The following is a 17,825-nucleotide window of genomic DNA, read 5'->3' on the forward strand; positions in this document are numbered from 1 at the left end:
GGTACATAACTATCGTTGATGAAATAATAACTATCGTTTGCCCGCGGTACATTATATGAAAGCTCGGCTACAGAAACACGTCAACAATGCCTAAAGTATTTCACATTGGTAATCAAGCATGAATCGACGTGTCAGTCACCGAAGATGACTAGTTACCTCATAGCGTATTCGGCAAATAACTTCTTTCACTGGTAAATGGTATCGTACAGTTTTGAGTACGCTCGAGCAGCTGTATAAATAATAGAACAATAAATTTTATCAACACGTCATAAATGATAATTTACGACAATTGTTGATTTTATGAAAAATCTCAATAGTGGCGTTCATATTGACGGCCAGATAAGGAGTCTACTCGCAAAAGTCGTGACGAACTTTAGTTGAAGATACCTCTCTAGACGAGAATGCTTTATTCAGCCAATAAATTCTTCGCTAAACGCTTACAATCTTCAACAGCTTCCGTTTCGATCAGCTAATGCCGCAACTGTTGTGCTGGGACTAATTATTTATAGTCGATTGGATTCACTACTGACATACCGGTGTCACTGCTCTGGCTTTCCTTTGTGTTGTCAATCAATAACGCAAACCAACAGCAGGCCATGGAAACTACAACACCGCTTAGCCAAATAATGAATCAGATCGTCATCTCACCCCAGCAACTTCTTGCTCATTGGCAGGGTCATAGAGGACTCACCCGCCGGTTGATCGAAGTCTACCCTGACGAACACTTTTTTTCGTACACCCTGGGCGGTATGCGACCTTGTTCGGCACTGATCGATGAAGTTCTACAGATGGCCGACCAGAGTATGCAGGGCGTTGTTTCGGGTGAATGGCCTTCATTCAGCGAGGGAGAAGAACCCCAAGCCACGACAAAAGAACAGGTCCTGGCGCAATGGGATCGGGTGACAGAGAAGATTAATGCTTACTGGTCGCAGATTCCACATTCTCGTTTCCAGGAGGTCGACAAGGCTTTTGGTCTGTATGAAGGACCAATCTACTGGTTTCTTCTCTATCTGATCGATAATGAAATTCACCATCGGGGGCAGGCTTACGTATACCTACGCACCCTAGGTGTAGAACCGCCCGCTTTCTGGGATCGTCCTCAACTATAATCAGCTGATAAGCATAAAAGATATAAGTCATTTTAAAAGAGCCATTGCCAACATAAAAACTGGCAATAGCCTTTATGGCATCCAGCCAGATTATGCTGTGTACCACATCAGCTAAAAGGTTGGATGCTGTTTATTCACCCCGACTTTTTATAGAATACATCTCTATTCAGAGAAATTAAGCAGTACGAATAAGTTGATTAATCTGCCCACGAGGCTATGTTTCTTTCCGACAAAGAAGAAACACTCATCAACGGAATTACCAACACCATCAAACAGAAGTATCATTCCAATATCGATAGATTCAGCCAGGATGTAATCATCGCTCATCTAGAAGTACTGTTTACCTACGCACAACGGTTTTACGAGCTTTAATTTATAACCTGCGAAATAACCAACAGTAAGCTAAGCAATTGGAACGGTTAGAGAATATGCTGACGGATTACTTCGATAGTAAGACTTACTTTCATAAGAGCTGCCTACAGTTCAGTATTTTGTCGAAACACTGCATGTTTCCACAAAATACTTAAGTAAATTCCTGAAGCAGCTAACTGCTCAAACGACGCAGCAACTTATCCACGAAAAGCTGATTGCCAAAGCCAAAGAACGCCTGTCAACCACAGCATTGTCTGTAAGTGAGATTGTATATGAGTTAGGCTTCGATCGTTCGCAATCCTCCAATAAGCTTTTCACAGCCAAGACGAACCAGAGTCTGCTGGAGTTAAGAGCTTCGTTTAACTGACTGCCCAATACCCAATTGGGCGTTTACCACTATAAAAAAGGTTTCCGTCATTTTCAACAAAGGCTCCTCTGTGAGACTAATGAATTACCATGATTCTGCTTAAGATTAGGCGTTTTTATGCTTGACATACGTGCGTAACCCTAGATCGAGCTTTAGCGAATTGGCTTACAGGTCGGGATTCCGCGATCAATTCTGTCAGCCATCAATTTATTTTATACCATTGGCACAGTCCCCCTTAACCAAATAGTAAGCGCCAGTCAAGTAGGATACGGCTGGTAACACCAAAAAATAAACCAGCGGAGTAACTTACTCTGGCTCAACCATTCGACCTATTAGTTTGCCATCAGTTTGTGTAGCCAATTGGTTAAAGGTTTCCTCCTTACTTACCCTAGAAGTAGCCGCAGACTGCTAAATGAGTTACTGCACCAGCGGGGTGTTGGCCGCCCCTGGGGACACGGTCAGCACGCGTACACTTTTGGGAACTACTCCATTTGACTGCGCATTGCTACAGGCGTTTAGCCTCGCTTTCGAGACGGCATAAGCCGAATTGCGATAACACATGGGCTTTAGAGCAGCTACCGACGAAATATTAATAATCACCCCCACTTTTTTCCGCAATCATGTTAGGTAGCAGAGCTCAATTTAGCCAATTGGTAGCCAGCAAGTTAAATTACAAATCCCGTTCCTATTGTTGGTCTGTTACAAATCCCGTTCCTATTGTTGGTCTGTCAAGCTGCTAAGTCCACCACCTAGCGCAGTCGCTTCACTAATATTGTCGATCAGAATATCACGACCGCCAAACCTTTCGTTGATGGGTGGGACTAGCTTGTCTGCCTATTGCGGCTAGGTTATGGCAACTTTCATAAAATGATGGGCCAAGTTGGTTTGCGGAGGATGATGTTAGGCGGTAATGATGACTTAGACTCCTGCTTGACCTAACGTGTCGGCAATGGCTTTGTTGATCGTTACCCAAAACGTCTTACCAACCAGATCCTAATCCTGGGTTTGACTGCTTTTCATATGAGTACTTCAAAGTAAGATACAGATGCAAAGTTCCGAGCCTTCGTCAACTGCCGGATAGCGCAATCAATCCAAAAAGTATAACAAACACACAATCCTCACCCAATCACGATAGCCGCTTAACGCAACAAACTAGGGTGCGGAACAAGTGCGCCTGGCTTATGCCCGGCGACATAGGGGTGTACAACCGGCGCGCATATTAAAAAAGTTTTGTAAGTAGATAGGATATCCGAAGCATGGCAATACTAGCTACGCTCCAGTCGGTCGGTGAACTGTAGCAGTGCCTACCTCATAAGTCCGTTATCTTTGACTTCTACGCTATAGTGAACAAATCGATACGGGGAGATTAGCTAATATATGACCAGCCGCCCTCTGACTTCGACATTATGTTGATAGGTTTCGCTATCCGCGGTCAAATCATCAGCCTGGTCCCGGACCTCGACAAATCGCTAGAGCGGTCCACGAAGCGCTGTTTGTCTTCAAGGGTGGAAAAGCGGTTTTGACGAGTACTTTCAGCATGAGACCCACCGGTCTATTGGCGCCTTCAGCCATGAAATTATCACCGCTCAGTTGAGCACGTGCTGGCATATAGTGAGCGGTTTTACCAGCGCCAGTTTATTAAGCGTCGGCTCGTCAGCTACCATATTTATGATTGGCTTAATGCGTTACCAGATGCGCACTTTACCAGCGATGCGCTCGTCATCTAGATACTTCTTAGTGTGCCTATCCTAGCAGTTCCATGTCTACCGCATTGTTTATCAAGTTCGTTGTGGCCTTTAACCGGTTTGAATACCTGGCAGCACATCCATCACAAGCTGGTTGAGAAGGCTGAAGAATTGCTGTCAGCTATTTCTCTGAGTATAAGCGAAATCACGTATTGATTAGGCTTGAACAGTGACTTTATTCAGTAAATTGTTCCGAACCAAAACCAACCTATCGCTCATCAAATTTCGCTGCTCGTTTTATTGATTGCTTCTTCATTAACTAACCACACATAAAACTCCTCCTTGAGGCGAGGAGAATTTATCTATCTGCAAACCTATAAATTTCCATCAACTCTTGCTTTATCAACGTTTTTCCTGATGAAATCGCTGATACAACAGAGGGCTTCGACCGGTTACGAGTTTGAACTTCTTGTAAAAACAGGTAAAGTTGTTGAACCCGCTTTCATAGCAGATCTGCTTGATGTTCATCCTGTCCTCGATCAATAGCTTACAGGCATGCCCAACCCGGATCTCTAGCAAAAATTGTGAGTAAGATTTTCCTGTTCGCGATTTGAAATACCGGCAAAACGAATTAGGCACCAGGCCGACCAGTGAAGCTATTTCTGGCAGCCGAATCTTTTCGTAGAAATGGGTAAGCGTGTAATTATAAATCGTGTTAAGTCGTTCATTTTCTGTCTCGGAGGCTTCGTACTGAAAACCCAGCGACGCCAAATAACTGCTCTCGTCCGTTTCGCCAGCCGCCAACATGCATTCCATCAGCCCAATGATTCGGTAGGGATCGTCAGCCTGACAGAGTTTTTCCATTAACCCAGCCACTCGCTGACCGACGATACCTGATAAGGATAAGCCCCGACGAGCCCGGTCCAGTGTAGTTTTAAGCGATTTATTCTCAGGCAGGGCAAGGAACTGGTGCCCCCAGAAATCTTCCGTAAAGTGAATAACCGTAGAGTAGGGTAGCCGACAGGCTTTTAACTGACCCGGCTCGGTTTCGTCCCGATCATAATACCAATAATGGGGTAAGTTCGCGCCTACCAACACCACATCGCCAGCTTTAAATCGGCGAATACTATCCCCGACGAACTGCGTACCGCTCCCCCGGTGAAAGTAAATCAGCTCGACTTCCTTGTGACAATGCCAACGGTTATTGATGTTCGGTATCAGCTCCTGACGAACACTAAAGGACCGGTTTGGGGCCGTGGTTACTTGTAACAGCTGCGGTTTCATAGCAATATGTTATTAGGGAATTACGCAGAATGTCTCTTTTCTGGTTAAAATAGCTTACAATATTGATAAGTTCCTAATTAATCATCAATAAGAAACATATGTTCTTTGTGGAGCCAGAAAGCACATTGCCTGTTTCCATGAACTCAGCCCAGAACCGCTTCGCCATTGTCATCATTACCGTACTTTTTTTCCTGTGGGGTTTTGCGCTCAACCTGAATCCGATCCTGATTCCCCATCTCAAAAAAGCCTGCCAATTATCGGACGCCCAATCGGCGCTGATCGACTCGGCGTCCTACATAGCGTACTTCGTGGTTGCCCTGCCAGCGGGGCTGTTTGTTCGGCGGTACAGCTATAAGGCGGGTATCACTCTGGGTTTGCTTCTGTTTGCGTTCGGTACGTTTCTGTTTTACCCCGCAGCTGAGCAGCGGCAGTATAGTTTGTTTCTGGTGGCGCTGTTTGTGATTGCCAGTGGGCTTACGCTGCTAGAAACGTCGGCCAATCCGTACATGCTGGTGCTGGGGCCAGCTGAATCAGCCACGCAGCGGCTCAATTTTGCGCAATCGTTCAACGGACTAGCGGCTTTCCTGGCCCCGTTGCTGGGTGGTACGTTTATTTTGTCCGGGCGTACGTTGTCCGCTAGTGAGCAGCAGGCTATGTCACCTGAGCAACTAGACACGTATTTACAGGCCGAGGCTTCGTCGGTTCAGCTGCCCTTTCTTATTATCGGTATGATTGTGCTGGTGGTCGCCATTCTTATTATCGCGACTCGCCTGCCGGCTATCCAGGAAGACGATGAGTCGACGCAGGCAACTGGCGGTTCGCTGCTGAGCCAGAAGAATTTGTGGCTGGGCGTTACGGCGCAGTTTTTCTACGTGGGTGCCCAGGTTTGTGTCAGCAGTTTCTTTATTCGGTTTGTCAATCAGGTAGCGGGCATCGGCGAAAAAACGGCGGCTTTTCTGTTATCGGGAGCCTTGCTGGGCTTTATGATCGGCCGCTTTCTGGGTACGTTTCTAATGCGCTTCATTGCTCCCCCTCGTTTGCTGGCCCTGTACAGTGTGTTCAATGTCGTACTGCTAATCGTTGCTGTACTCAGTCGGGGTATGATTCCTGTCTATGCCCTTACTGGCGTTGAGTTTTTCATGTCGATCATGTTCCCAACCATTTTTGCCCTAAGCATTCGAGATCTGGGGTCAAAAACCAAAGTAGGTTCGTCGTTTGTCATCATGGCCATCGTGGGCGGGGCTGTTTTCCCGGTGATTATGGGACATGTCTCCGACCTGAGCACGATGCAAATTGCTTATTTGGTACCGGCCGTCTGCTTTTTACCCATTCTTTACTTCGCCGTAAAAAACTTTTCGGTGAAGCGAGTAACGTTAATGGCTTCTCATTAATCGGTAGTCCTGAAAGCCCTGCAGGTCTCCGGCAGGGCTTTTTTCTACTCAGATAATTCTCAAAAAAATATGGACTTACAATTAGCAGACAAAGTCATTCTCGTGACGGGTGGTGCCAAAGGGATCGGTGAAGGCATTGTCAATGTGCTGGCGGCCGAAGGGGCTATCCCGGTCGTTATTGGCCGAAATGAAGCCGACAATCAGCAGGTTGTCGACGCGCTGAAAACGGGTGGCAAGCAGGCGTTTCAGGTCGTTGCTGAACTAACCAGACCGGAGGATTCCGAGAAAGCGGTCAACGCCGTTCTCGCCCAATTTGGCCGAATCGACGGGCTGGTGAACAATGCCGGAGTAAACGATGGTGTCGGTCTGGAATCAGGGGATTACAACCGGTTTATTGCCTCGCTCCACAAAAACGTGGTGCATTACTACCTGATGGCCCATTACGCCCTTCCCGCGCTCAAAGCGTCGAAAGGCGCGATTGTCAACATCACGTCGAAAACAGCCGATACAGGTCAGGGAAATACATCGGCCTATGCAGCGGCCAACGGCGGGCGCAACGCGCTGACCCGCGAATGGGCTGTCGAACTGCTGAAATATGGTATTCGGGTCAACGCCGTCGTGGTAGCTGAATGCTGGACTCCGTTGTACGAACGCTGGATTCAGTCATTACCGAACCCGGCGGATAAACTGGTGTCCATCACCGCGCACATTCCGCTGGAAAACCGGATGACAACCGCCGAAGAAATTGCCAATACAACGGCCTTCTTACTATCGAACCGTTCCAGCCACACCACCGGTCAGCTGGTCTACGTCGATGGTGGATACGTTCACCTCGACCGGGCACTGGCCAATGCGGAATAAATCGATGAACAGCTTACGTTGTACAGCCCCCGGTCAGCTTGCCTACAGTGTCGAAGCGATGCCCGACCTTCGACCAAACGAAGCCATTGTCCGCATCAAACGCATCGGCATCTGCGGAACCGATCTGCACGCTTACGAAGGCACGCAACCGTACTTTTCGTATCCTCGCATCCTGGGGCACGAACTGGCCGGTGAACTTGTCGCGATCGACGGCACGACCACTTTTACGCTAGGCGAAGCGGTGACCATCATGCCGTATTTTCACTGTGGCCACTGCATCGCCTGCCGATCGGGCAAACCCAACTGCTGCCAGCAGATGCAGGTATGTGGCGTACACGTTGACGGGGGGATGCGCGAGTACCTATCCGTCCCCACGTCTTCGCTTTTGCCCGGCAACGGCCTGAGCTTTGACGAACTGGCGCTGGTTGAGCCGTTGGCGATTGGGGCACACGGTGTGCGTCGGGCGGCCGTTCAACCCGATGAACACGTACTAGTGGTTGGCGCGGGGCCCATCGGCCTGGGTGTTATGGAGTTTGCCCGCATTGCCGGTGGTATCGTTACAGCGCTGGATATCAACACCAACCGGCTGGACTTTTGCCAGCAGCAGTTGCAGGTTTCGCACGTTGTCGATGCTCGAAGTGAAAACCCGATCAAGCAGATTCGGGCCATCACCAACGGCGACATGCCCACGGTCGTCATCGACGCAACAGGGAGTCTGAAAGCCATCGAACAGGGTTTTTCGTACCTGGCCCACGGGGGCCGCTACGTGCTGGTCGGGCTTCAGAAAGGCGAGATTTGTGTTAGTCACCCCGAGTTCCACAAGCGCGAAGCGACGCTGATGAGTAGCCGTAACGCGACACGGGCGGACTTTGACCACGTCATGATTGCGCTGGCAACCGGTCAGATAAACCCGCTTACCTACATCACGCACCACGTTTCGTTCGGGCAGGTGGCCGATGCGTTCGAAAGCTGGCTCGATCCTACTAGTGGTGTCATCAAAGCGATGATCAGTATCGACTGATGCTATTTTTACAAGAATCCAGTTGAAAATGCCCCCCTTGAAGGGGCTCTGTTCGCAGTTGAGTATAGCCCCCTTATTGAATTTTATTAAATAACTGACGAAATGAGCCTACTATCGTGGTGTCGGGTTTGAGAACCCGACACCACGACGTAAATCAATGAGGGGGCTGGGGGTAATTGACCATTTACGTAACCTATAAACCACTAACCAACATAATCATGCTATCAAGAAGACATCTGCTGAAAGGACTGGCCAGCGCTGTACCTGCCTGGTATCTATCCAAAGTAGAAGGGCTGGCGTTCCCAAATGCTCCGCTGGTAGCCGGTGAGCCTATGGCAACCGGTAAGTTCAAGCCAACCTGGCAATCGCTGGCTCAATATCAGGTACCCAACTGGTACCGCGATGCCAAATTCGGCATCTGGGCGCACTGGGGTGCACAGTGCCAGCCCGAAGCTGGCGACTGGTATGCCCGCGAGATGTACGACGAGGGTAGCGGAAAGTACAATTTCCACCTGAAGAAATACGGTCCTCAGTCCAAATTTGGGTTTAAGGACGTCATCAACGAATGGAAGGCCGACAAGTGGAATCCGGATCAGTTGCTGGCGTTGTATCAGAAAGCGGGGGCGGAATACTTCGTCGCTATGGCGAACCACCACGATAATTTCGACAACTACGACAGCAAGTACCAATCCTGGAATTCGACCAAGCTGGGTCCGAAAAAAGATTTGATCGGCGGCTGGGCCAAAGCGGCAAAAAAACACGGCCTGCGCTTCGGCGTCAGCGTCCACGCGGCTCACGCCTGGAGCTGGTACGAAACGGCACAGCGAGCCGACAAGAAGGGCCCCTACGCCGGTGTTCCGTACGACGGGAAGCTAACTAAAGCCGATGGCAAAGGTACCTGGTGGGAAGGTTACGACCCGCAGGAACTGTACGCCCAGAATCACGCCCTGAGCGAAGGCAGCGAGAACACCGGCAACATCCATAAACAGTGGGACTGGGGCAACGGCGTCAGCGTACCCTCCAAGGAGTACTGCGAGAAATTCTACAACCGCACGGTCGATCTGATCAACAAATACAGCCCTGATCTGGTGTATTTCGACGATACGGCCTTACCACTCTGGCCCATCAGCGATGCCGGTCTGCGGATTGCGGCCCACCTCTACAACAACAGCATGAAACGGCACGGGGGCAAGCTGGAAGCCGTACTGAACGGAAAAGTCCTCACGCCCGAGCAGCAGAAATGCATGGTGTGGGACATCGAGCGCGGGCAGTCGAATCAGATTGAGCCTTTCGTCTGGCAAACCGATACGTGTATCGGCAGCTGGCACTACAACCGGCATATTTACGAAAACAACGAGTACAAAACGCCCAAAACCGTCATTCACACACTGGCCGACGTGGTGAGTAAGAACGGCAACCTGCTGCTAAGCGTACCCGTGCGCGGAGATGGTTCTATCGATGAAAAGGAAACCGCCATCGTGGAGGGAATCGCCAGCTGGATGGCGGTGAACCGGGAAAGCATCTTCGGTACACGGCCGTGGAGCGTGTTCGGCGAAGGACCGGCTATCGAATCGGCTGCGCCCCTGAACGCGCAGGGTTTCAACGAAGGAAAAGGCAAACCCTTTGGCCCCGAAGACATCCGCTTCACGACGAAAGGCAATGCGCTCTATGCCATTGTGATGGGGTGGCCCACGGACGGAAAAGTGCGCATCAAAACACTACGTTCCGGGAATACCGCGCTGAAGCATAGTGTCAATAAGGTGCAGTTACTCGGGCACTCGGAGAGTCTGTCGTTCACCCCTACGGGCGACGCCCTGGAAGTGACGCTCCCCAATCGTAAGCCCAGCGACTACGCCCACTGCCTGAAAATTACGTAGGGAATTGACTCTGTAAAACCCTAACGCCTTAGTGGAAGTCCTGTCGTACGGGGCTTTCGCTAAGGCGTTGTCGGTACGTACGCAGCATATCAAGTCGAAATAGAAGTGCCTAACCATCACTTAGCCACCGTTTCTCATGTCGTTACGAAGCATTCTCTTTCTGGTATTATGGAGCGGTAGTTTGGTCGTACCGCTGACGACGTCCCAAGCCCAGGGACCGGGAAAACGGCCCGCCCCTACCGCCGACCAAAACTACCGCAATCCCATTTTGCCTGGTGATTTTCAAAACACGGACGTTATCCGGGTAGGCACGACATACTACTACATATCGGCGACGAAAGAGTTGTCGCCGGGCATGCTGATTATGGTCTCCAAAGACCTGGTCAACTGGAAACCGATAGGCCACGCGGTCAATGACCTGACGCAGATTCATCCGCGCTATAACTACGACCGGATGGAAGGCAACAGCCGGGGTATCTGGGCCGGCTCGATCCGTCATCATAACAATCAATTTTACGTTTATTTCACCGATCCTGATTACGGCCTGTTCGTCACAACGGCCACCCGCCCCGAAGGCCCCTGGTCGACACTGACCCCTATAAAAAAAGAAGCAGGCTGGGATGACCCCTGTCCGTTCTGGGATGACAACGGTCAGGCTTATCTGGTGATGACCAGCTTTGCCGACGCCTACAAGATTCGTCTGTTCAGAATGCGTAACGATGGTAAAGCCCTGCTTGACACGGGAACGGTGCTTTACCAGGGCAAGGGCAGCGAAGCCAACAAGCTGTACAAAATCAACGGCTACTACTACCATTTTTTCAGTGAAGTGACGGCAGAGGGCCGCATTCCCTTCATGGCCCGTGCCCGCGCGATTCAGGGGCCGTATGCGGAACGTCGCCAACTGATTCACAAAGCCGAAGGCGAACCCAATCAGGGTGGGCTGGTGCAAACCACCGGGGGGCAGTGGTATTTCGTTACGCACCACGGGAACGCCTACTGGTGTGGCCGCGAGGCTAGTTTACTACCCGTAGTCTGGCAGGATGGCTGTCCCCTGTGGGGAAAACCGGGCTCCGACGGCATCGGGAACATGGTCTGGTCCGCCGAAAAGCCACGTCAAACCGGCCCGATCGACACGGTACAGACCAGTGATGAATTTTCGACAGCAACACTATCGCCCCAATGGGAATGGTATTTTCAGCCACGGTCCGACAAATGGTCGCTGACGGAAAACCGCGGTTTTCTGCGTCTGTACGCTTGCAAACCGTTACAGTCCGACCAGATTACCAAGACGACCAACGTACTGACGCAACGCCCGCTACGGACCGACAAAAACGTCGTTACAGTGAAGATGGATATCTCGCATATGGTGAATGGGCAGGCAGCGGGGGTAGCCTTGTTTGGCAAGAAGACGGGCCGTATTCACGTCAGGCGATCAGACGCGGGCTTTCGGTTTATATGTGACCAGCCTGCTACATCAACCGCCATTGAAGCGATCGACTCGCGGGCGCAGTACGTTTGGTTTCGGGCAAGCTGGAACAAAGCCGGCGAAGCGCACTTTTCGTACAGCACCAATGGTCAGCAATTCGAGGAGTTGGGGCAGGTCTATCAGATTACCAATTTCGGCAATTACCTGGGTGCCAAGCTTGGCCTATACACGGTAAACGACAGCGCTGACAGTGGCTTTGTCGACATCGACTGGTTTCACTATCATACCAACCGGCCGTGAGTATTGCCAGCCAATCGGCTCCCCATTTTCGGATGTGATTACCTTGGAAAGGGACGGGACCGCCCGCCCGGATCATTCACGGTTCGACTCGGAGTCAGGTACGATTTGTGGTCAGTTGCAGCTCAGCCAAATCCCGCTTAGCTCATTTTGCGGGAGGGTTTGGTGAACCAATCAGCTATGATGACGGTAACGGCGACTGCGAACCTACCCCGCTTGCCAGTTCTCTTTACCCCATTCTAAAAAACAGACCACTCAGTATCAGGACTAAAGGACGTTTGGCTAACGTTCCAAGCGCTTAACCGTGCAATGCGACAACGTCGGCACTGGTCATTATCAGCCGCACTTGCAATTGTAGCCGTATTACATAAAAATTTATACATTTGCGCTTGTTTAAAATTAGTCTAAATAAGTATGAATCGAATTTTAGTTTTTCTCCCACTGTTGATTTCACTACATGTCGTAGCCCAAACCGGCACCGTCCGAGGAACCATTACGACATCGAACGGTAACCCTGCCGGGTTTGTAACTGTTCGGCTGGACAAATTCAGTACGGGAGCCGTAACAAATGCAACCGGTAGCTATACGATCGAAAACGTGCCGGGAGGTCTCCATACGGTTACCGCTAGCTTCGTTGGCTACAACACCCAAACAAAGGAGATAACTAGTACAGATGGACAAATCGTTACCGTTGACTTCGTGCTCACCGAGGCAGAAGCTAACTTGTCTGAAGTGGTCGTTTCAGCAAGCAGAACCAAGGAGTCGATTGACGAAATCCCTTCTTCGGTAGCGGTAATAGGCCTTAAAACCTTGCAGGACAATCTTGACATCACGACTAACCTTGGCAGTATACTGGAAAATCGTGTACCGGGCCTTGCGCCAAGTGCTGGATTGAGCAGCAATTTTGGGCAGACACTTCGCGGCCGTAACATGCTGGTGATGGTAGACGGCGTACCACAATCTACACCCTTACGAAACGGGGGCATGGATATCAGAGCTTTAGACCCTTCGGTAATCGAACGAGTTGAAGTAGTAAAAGGAGCCACGGCCATCTATGGAAATGGCGCTGCGGGCGGTTTGATCAACTATTTTACCCGTAATCCTAAAACCGGAAAGTTCATCAATAGCCATACTACTATTGGCACGAGCGGCTCATTGACCAATAAGGCCAACAGTATGGGTGGGCGTGTCAGCCAGCTACTATATGGTGATAAAGGGAAATTGAGTTATGTGCTGGGGGGCGTATATGAGCAAACCGGTGAGCAAAAAGACGCAGCTGGTGACGTATTACCTCCTATCTATGGCCTTGGCGAGACCGATTCATACAACGCTTTCGCAAAAATTGGGTATCAGCTGACGAACCAGCATAAAGTACAAGCTACGTATAACGTTTACAGCAGCAGACAAACGACCAACTATCTCACGGTAAACGGTGATTACAAGAATGGTATTAAGACGTCGGCAAAACTGGGCGAAAGCCAGGGTGTCCCGCAGGGAGTAAGAGGAAATCATAACCTGAACATTTTGTTTACAGGAAATACAGGCGTCGCCAATACCTCCTACGATGTATCGGCCTATTACCAGAGTGTAGACAACGTATTTTTCTATTCGACAGCATTTGTCGATGGCGGTGTGTCCAGGGTTTTGTCCAAAAAAAAGGGCGTTCGACTGGTACTCAATACACCTCTGAAACTATCGACCGCAGATGCCAGCCTAACGTATGGTCTGGACGCCCAACGCGATATTACGTCGCAACCCCTAGTAGATGGACGAATTTGGGTGCCCGAAATGAACATGCAAAACATGGCTCCCTTTGCCCAGGCAAGAGTGACATTTTTTGAAAAGCTGATCCTAAAAGGAGGGCTACGCTACGAAAAAGTACGTATTAGTGTCGATGATTATAACACGCTTCCTTCGGTAAATGTACTATCAGGTGCCGTAACGCCATCTATTAAGGTAAAAGGCGGTGATTTGGCGTATAATCCACTGGTTTTCAATCTAGGACTTCGCTATAATGTCTCTCCCTATTTCTCGCCTTATATCAGTTTCTCGCAAGGGTTTACCGTGTCCGATGTTGGATTGGCGCTTCGTGCTGCCCGAGTAGACGACGTAGCCAAGATCAACACCAAAGCTGTTATTGTTGACAGTTATGAAGCTGGATTTGTCAGTAAGATAGGTACGCTGCGTTTTGAAGCTATTGGTTATGTTAGTGAGTCCAGCCTGGGATCGAACAGCGTATTCCAAAATGGTTCATTTATCGTAGTCCGGGCTCCTGAACGCATTTATGGGCTGGAACTTACGGCCGACGCACAACTAACAAAAAACCTGCGGGCCGGTCTCAATTACAGCTACGTCGAAGGAAAACTGGATGCCAACGACGACAGGAACTACAATGGCCCGGAGGACGAATACCTGCCCGGCGCACGCATAGCCCCGCCCATGCTTACCGGAAATATCAATTATACCCTTTTGCCGAATAAACTGAACCTTTTGCTCCAATATACGGGGATTATGAAACGCAATCGTTTTGCCAAAAACAGCAACAATTCATACGATTATTCAAAAGGTCCCGTCAAGGCGTATAATCTGTTTAGTACCGCCATCAATTACCAGTTTTCCCAGAGCACCTCATTAAGCCTGGGCATAGAAAATCTATTCAATGAAGACTATTATCCAGCGCGTTCGCAATGGACAGCCTTAAATGATAACTACATAAAAGGTAGTGGCGCAGCGTATCGATTAACCCTACATATAAAAATGTAAGGGGTTTACAGCTAACAGGGGCCTGGATGTTATACCCAGAAGTTGGCCAAAATTGTGTACTGATCGAATGAAGAACGGGCTACGAAGGTAGTGGGGTGTCGAATCCCTCTTACCTACCGTAGCCCGTGCACTTGCTCAGCGAAGCCGGGTAACCTCCGTACTACGCAGTATACTTTTCGCTTCGAAAAAGTGGTACTGTCTATCACCCCAATCATTCACCCATTATGAGCAAAAGCCAATTAGCCGTTAAAAAAGCTCGTTTCAGGAAGCGTTAGTTAAACTTGCCATGCAAGCCGCCGTATAAGAATCGATTAAAACAGCAGCTACTACTTGGTATCAGTCGACTTTTTTCCAGGTAAAACGCTGGCCATTCTCCTTGGTAACGCAGCGAACTACCCGACCAGCCGTATCACGCTGGAACGTCAGTCGACTGTTCTACTTCTGCGGAAAAAAATGGTCCGCGCTACTGGCAAGCAAGGCCAATTCCGGTAGTTGATCCTTATGGTGTCACAGCGAATACAACTGTCCATTCCGGAGAACGATATCCATTTCGTAACCGCCTGGTTGATCCGCCACGTAGCGACCGACGTACTGCCTCAGCAGTTTTGGTGCTAAGTGTACCTGCGGCCTGGGTAGCCACAATTCATCGGGCATTTCAAAGACAATCACCGATAAGCTTTACGCACCGGGAAAGACGGAATCCGCATGATTGCCGAAATTATTGACCAAAACGATCGTTAGGTGTTCCGCTGGATAGTAGACAAATTCCGACATAAAGCCGGGATAGCCACCACTGTGACGCAGGTAAGGATTCCCCCCAAATTGGCCAGTATACCAGTCATAGCCGTAGCCCTTGCGACGGGGCGCGAAGTCCAACTGCCAGGAACGGGCCGACAGCAGCTGCCGGTTAGCGACGGTTTTTGCCCACCGTCGCATATCACCTGTCGAGCTGTAGAGCCCGCTCGCAGCACACAAATTTAAATATTGCACGGGTATCGATCCATAGAAGTGTCTGTGGGTCAACATTGGAGAGGCACCTACCTAGACGTTGCATTACTCCGGCATTGACGGGTTTGCCTACGAAGAAGGCTTCGAATATACTCTAACGGTCAACCAGAAACAGGTTGAAAATCCGCCGATGGATGGATCCAGCATTCGCCACACGTTAGTGAACGTCGTTGAAAGGACCAAACGCTGAAAGCGTTCTACTCAGTCAGCCTCTAAGTTGACCTATCCATCTGCCAACCCAGTCCAAAGAGTCCAAACGTAAATACAGTGCTATCCGTTGTGGTAGGCGTGTAAAGTAGCCATGCGTTCAACCGTGACGATCCGCCTTACCAACTGAGGTAGTACGCTGAAACAGGGGTAATCTTTTAACTAGCTATCTTGTTTCGGCTCCAACATATGCCCAGCAGCAATAATCCAGTCAGAATAAGAACCTCGCAAAAGGTAGGAGTCACCAGCACGTATTGCCGTTCCTAATGTGTATCCACCGTTTCTATGCAAACGTCAAACTAATCTGCACGTATTTATACTGTATGTAAAGGATAGACTGTTTGGTTGGCGGGGTCGGCAAAACTAATCCGACACGAGCACCCGATCCGAGCTATTTTTTGTTATTCTGATAACAGAGGGATGGTCGCGATCAGGCACCAAAGGCCATTTACGAAGGCCCTTCCGTTGTCAGACCGGGAAGTAATGCCTCAAAACTCCTACAGTTGATCAAACAGGTATATTATTTACTCACTTCACTAGCGTAGCGATACGTGAAAGCGTCAACGTCGATCAAACCGGTATCAGCGGTTAAGTTATAGTTGAAAATGCCCAGCCGATCGCCCCGATAACTGCCCCAGACGAGTTGCGTTTTCGTTCCTATTGGCGTGAAGGTTTTACCGTCAGTGCTGTACAAATACTGATTTATGCCGCCGAAACCCCAGGACGATTGCAGCCAGATCGTTTTCCCATCAATCACTGGACCCGTCGAATCGGTATCGTTAACGGTGTAAACCAAGTACCGTTTACCATCCTGTTGTTTTATGCCCAATGCGCTGTAGCTGGCCGTCGACAGATGCGTCAGGCCGGCATGTTGCCCGTTCGCCATGCCGCTCATGTCAAGTTTGACGGTGGCTACGTTCGACTTTGTGCGCATGCTGCGCTGGGTGATCGTATTGCCAGCCCGGAGCAATACTTTTTTCGGATTCTGCGGATCTATTGGCCGAAAGGCGTGCAGCCGGAGAAAGCCCCGCCGGTCGGTCAGTGACCATTTGTCGGACCGGGGTTGGTAGTTCCACTCCCATTGAGACAGTAACTTGGTACTGGTGAACGCATCGTCGGTCTGCATACGCAAGGGGGTGCCTTTACTGATGATCGGCTTCCTGGCTGACCAGATCATGTTTCCGATGCCGTCGGCGCCTACTGCCCCCACGATAGGCCAGCCGTCAACCCAGGTTACGGGAAGTAAACTGGCGGCCCGCCCTTCCCAATCGCCGGTACCGTGATGGGTAAAGAACCACCACTCGCCGTTTGGCAATTGCATCAGGCCACCCTGATTGGGTTCTTTGTCGGTTGCTGCGTTGACGTGGTTGAGTTGGCGGATTTCCCAGGGCCCGTGTAGGCTTTTGGACCGCTCCATCATCATTACCCGCCCTTCCTTGTTGACCTCACTAAAGTAGTGGTAATAAAGGCCGTTGATTTTGTAGAGCTTGTTAGCCTCACTTCCCTGCGACTGGTGAATGATTCTATCCGACTCCATGATCAGGCTCTTTCCGTCAGGGGTCATCTTGAACAGGTGGATGTTGTACTTTTTGCCGTTTTTCGGATCAAGCCCAAACTGGGTCGCTATGAAATAAAGTTGCCCATCATCATCCCGGAACGAACAGCAGTCGTCCCAGCCCTGCACTTTCCAGAGTTGGTGAAGGGGCTCCCAGGGACCGGCCGGATTGGTAGCACTGCTCATAAAGAAGCCATCATCCGGCGTACCGAAATACACCCAGAACTTATTGTTGTAATACCGAATCGACCCCGCCCATATACCTTTCCCGTAACTGTTCATTTTATCCCAGTTGAGGTCGGGACTTATCCGCGTGAGATCGTCGGCAACGTGACTGAGCAACTCCCAGTTGACCAGGTCTTTGGAGTGCAGCACCGCCATGCCCGGCGAATACTGCATGGTGGACGAAATGGCGTAATAGTCGTTACTGACGCGAATGGCGTCCAGATCACTGAAATCACTGGGGATGACTGGATTGCGGTACGTTCCGTTTCCCTGATCACCCCATTGTTCCGTTTGTTGCCCCCTTGCGTTCAGCCCGAAAAGCGACAGCAACACCAGCACTGAAATTACGCTTAACCTGGTCATGTTTATCCCGTAAT

At 50.0% G+C, this 17,825-nt stretch carries 16 protein-coding genes; 11 read left to right on the forward strand and 5 right to left on the reverse strand.

Annotation, left to right across the window (positions count from 1 at the left end):
* Nucleotides 1-596: 596 nt before the first annotated feature.
* From LQ777_RS27475 to LQ777_RS27485, 3 genes are all read left to right on the forward strand, one after another.
* Nucleotides 597-1,109, forward strand: a complete 513-nt coding sequence (locus LQ777_RS27475) for a DinB family protein (protein WP_232563633.1) — start codon at nt 597-599, stop codon at nt 1,107-1,109.
* A gap of 216 nt (nt 1,110-1,325) precedes the next feature.
* A complete protein-coding gene (locus LQ777_RS27480; protein ID WP_232563634.1) occupies nt 1,326-1,481 on the forward strand; it encodes a hypothetical protein in 156 nt (51 codons plus the stop codon).
* A gap of 163 nt (nt 1,482-1,644) precedes the next feature.
* A complete protein-coding gene (locus LQ777_RS27485) occupies nt 1,645-1,848 on the forward strand; it encodes a helix-turn-helix domain-containing protein (RefSeq protein ID WP_232563638.1) in 204 nt (67 codons plus the stop codon).
* A 417-nt stretch (nt 1,849-2,265) separates the two neighbouring features.
* On the opposite strand, the gene LQ777_RS27490 is transcribed toward LQ777_RS27485, so the two are convergent.
* Nucleotides 2,266-2,409 (reverse strand): hypothetical protein, encoded by a 144-nt coding sequence (locus LQ777_RS27490; RefSeq protein ID WP_232563500.1) that lies wholly within the window; start codon nt 2,407-2,409, stop codon nt 2,266-2,268.
* A gap of 1,037 nt (nt 2,410-3,446) precedes the next feature.
* Here LQ777_RS27490 and LQ777_RS30550 point away from each other — a divergent pair.
* Nucleotides 3,447-3,575 carry a hypothetical protein gene (locus LQ777_RS30550; protein WP_255720926.1) on the forward strand — a complete coding sequence of 43 codons (129 nt, stop codon included), beginning with the start codon at nt 3,447-3,449 and terminating at the stop codon, nt 3,573-3,575.
* 360 nt (nt 3,576-3,935) lie between these two features.
* Here LQ777_RS30550 and LQ777_RS27495 read toward each other — a convergent pair whose 3' ends face one another.
* Nucleotides 3,936-4,817 (reverse strand): AraC family transcriptional regulator, encoded by an 882-nt coding sequence (locus LQ777_RS27495; protein ID WP_232563501.1) that lies wholly within the window; start codon nt 4,815-4,817, stop codon nt 3,936-3,938.
* Nucleotides 4,818-4,954: 137 nt separating this feature from the next.
* Between LQ777_RS27495 and fucP the strand changes: the two genes are divergently transcribed.
* From fucP to LQ777_RS27525, 6 genes are all read left to right on the forward strand, one after another.
* Complete coding sequence (fucP, locus tag LQ777_RS27500) at nt 4,955-6,208, forward strand: L-fucose:H+ symporter permease (RefSeq protein ID WP_232563502.1); 1,254 nt, start codon at nt 4,955-4,957, stop codon at nt 6,206-6,208.
* A gap of 69 nt (nt 6,209-6,277) precedes the next feature.
* A complete protein-coding gene (locus tag LQ777_RS27505) occupies nt 6,278-7,069 on the forward strand; it encodes an L-fucose dehydrogenase (RefSeq protein ID WP_232563503.1) in 792 nt (263 codons plus the stop codon).
* A gap of 4 nt (nt 7,070-7,073) precedes the next feature.
* Nucleotides 7,074-8,090, forward strand: coding sequence for a zinc-binding alcohol dehydrogenase family protein (locus tag LQ777_RS27510; protein ID WP_232563504.1), 1,017 nt, complete (start codon nt 7,074-7,076; stop codon nt 8,088-8,090).
* A gap of 218 nt (nt 8,091-8,308) precedes the next feature.
* Nucleotides 8,309-9,967 (forward strand): alpha-L-fucosidase, encoded by a 1,659-nt coding sequence (locus LQ777_RS27515; RefSeq protein WP_232563505.1) that lies wholly within the window; start codon nt 8,309-8,311, stop codon nt 9,965-9,967.
* A gap of 136 nt (nt 9,968-10,103) precedes the next feature.
* Entirely contained in the window at nt 10,104-11,693 is a 1,590-nt protein-coding gene (locus LQ777_RS27520; protein WP_232563506.1) for a glycoside hydrolase family 43 protein, read from the forward strand.
* Between the two features lie 411 nt (nt 11,694-12,104).
* Nucleotides 12,105-14,453, forward strand: coding sequence for a TonB-dependent receptor (locus LQ777_RS27525; protein ID WP_232563507.1), 2,349 nt, complete (start codon nt 12,105-12,107; stop codon nt 14,451-14,453).
* Between the two features lie 507 nt (nt 14,454-14,960).
* On the opposite strand, the gene LQ777_RS27530 is transcribed toward LQ777_RS27525, so the two are convergent.
* Together LQ777_RS27530 and LQ777_RS27535 are read right to left on the reverse strand one after the other, a co-directional pair.
* Complete coding sequence (locus LQ777_RS27530) at nt 14,961-15,122, reverse strand: hypothetical protein (protein WP_232563508.1); 162 nt, start codon at nt 15,120-15,122, stop codon at nt 14,961-14,963.
* A gap of 9 nt (nt 15,123-15,131) precedes the next feature.
* Nucleotides 15,132-15,479, reverse strand: coding sequence for a serine hydrolase (locus LQ777_RS27535; protein ID WP_341871389.1), 348 nt, complete (start codon nt 15,477-15,479; stop codon nt 15,132-15,134).
* A 22-nt stretch (nt 15,480-15,501) separates the two neighbouring features.
* On the opposite strand from LQ777_RS27535, the gene LQ777_RS30705 reads away from it, so the two are divergent.
* Complete coding sequence (locus LQ777_RS30705; RefSeq protein ID WP_425276968.1) at nt 15,502-15,651, forward strand: DUF4377 domain-containing protein; 150 nt, start codon at nt 15,502-15,504, stop codon at nt 15,649-15,651.
* Nucleotides 15,652-16,188: 537 nt separating this feature from the next.
* Here LQ777_RS30705 and LQ777_RS27540 read toward each other — a convergent pair.
* Complete coding sequence (locus LQ777_RS27540) at nt 16,189-17,811, reverse strand: glycoside hydrolase family 43 protein (RefSeq protein WP_232563510.1); 1,623 nt, start codon at nt 17,809-17,811, stop codon at nt 16,189-16,191.
* Between the last annotated feature and the right edge of the window lie 14 nt (nt 17,812-17,825).

This window comes from Spirosoma oryzicola (assembly GCF_021233055.1).
GTDB classification, from domain to species: Bacteria; Bacteroidota; Bacteroidia; order Cytophagales; family Spirosomataceae; genus Spirosoma; species Spirosoma oryzicola.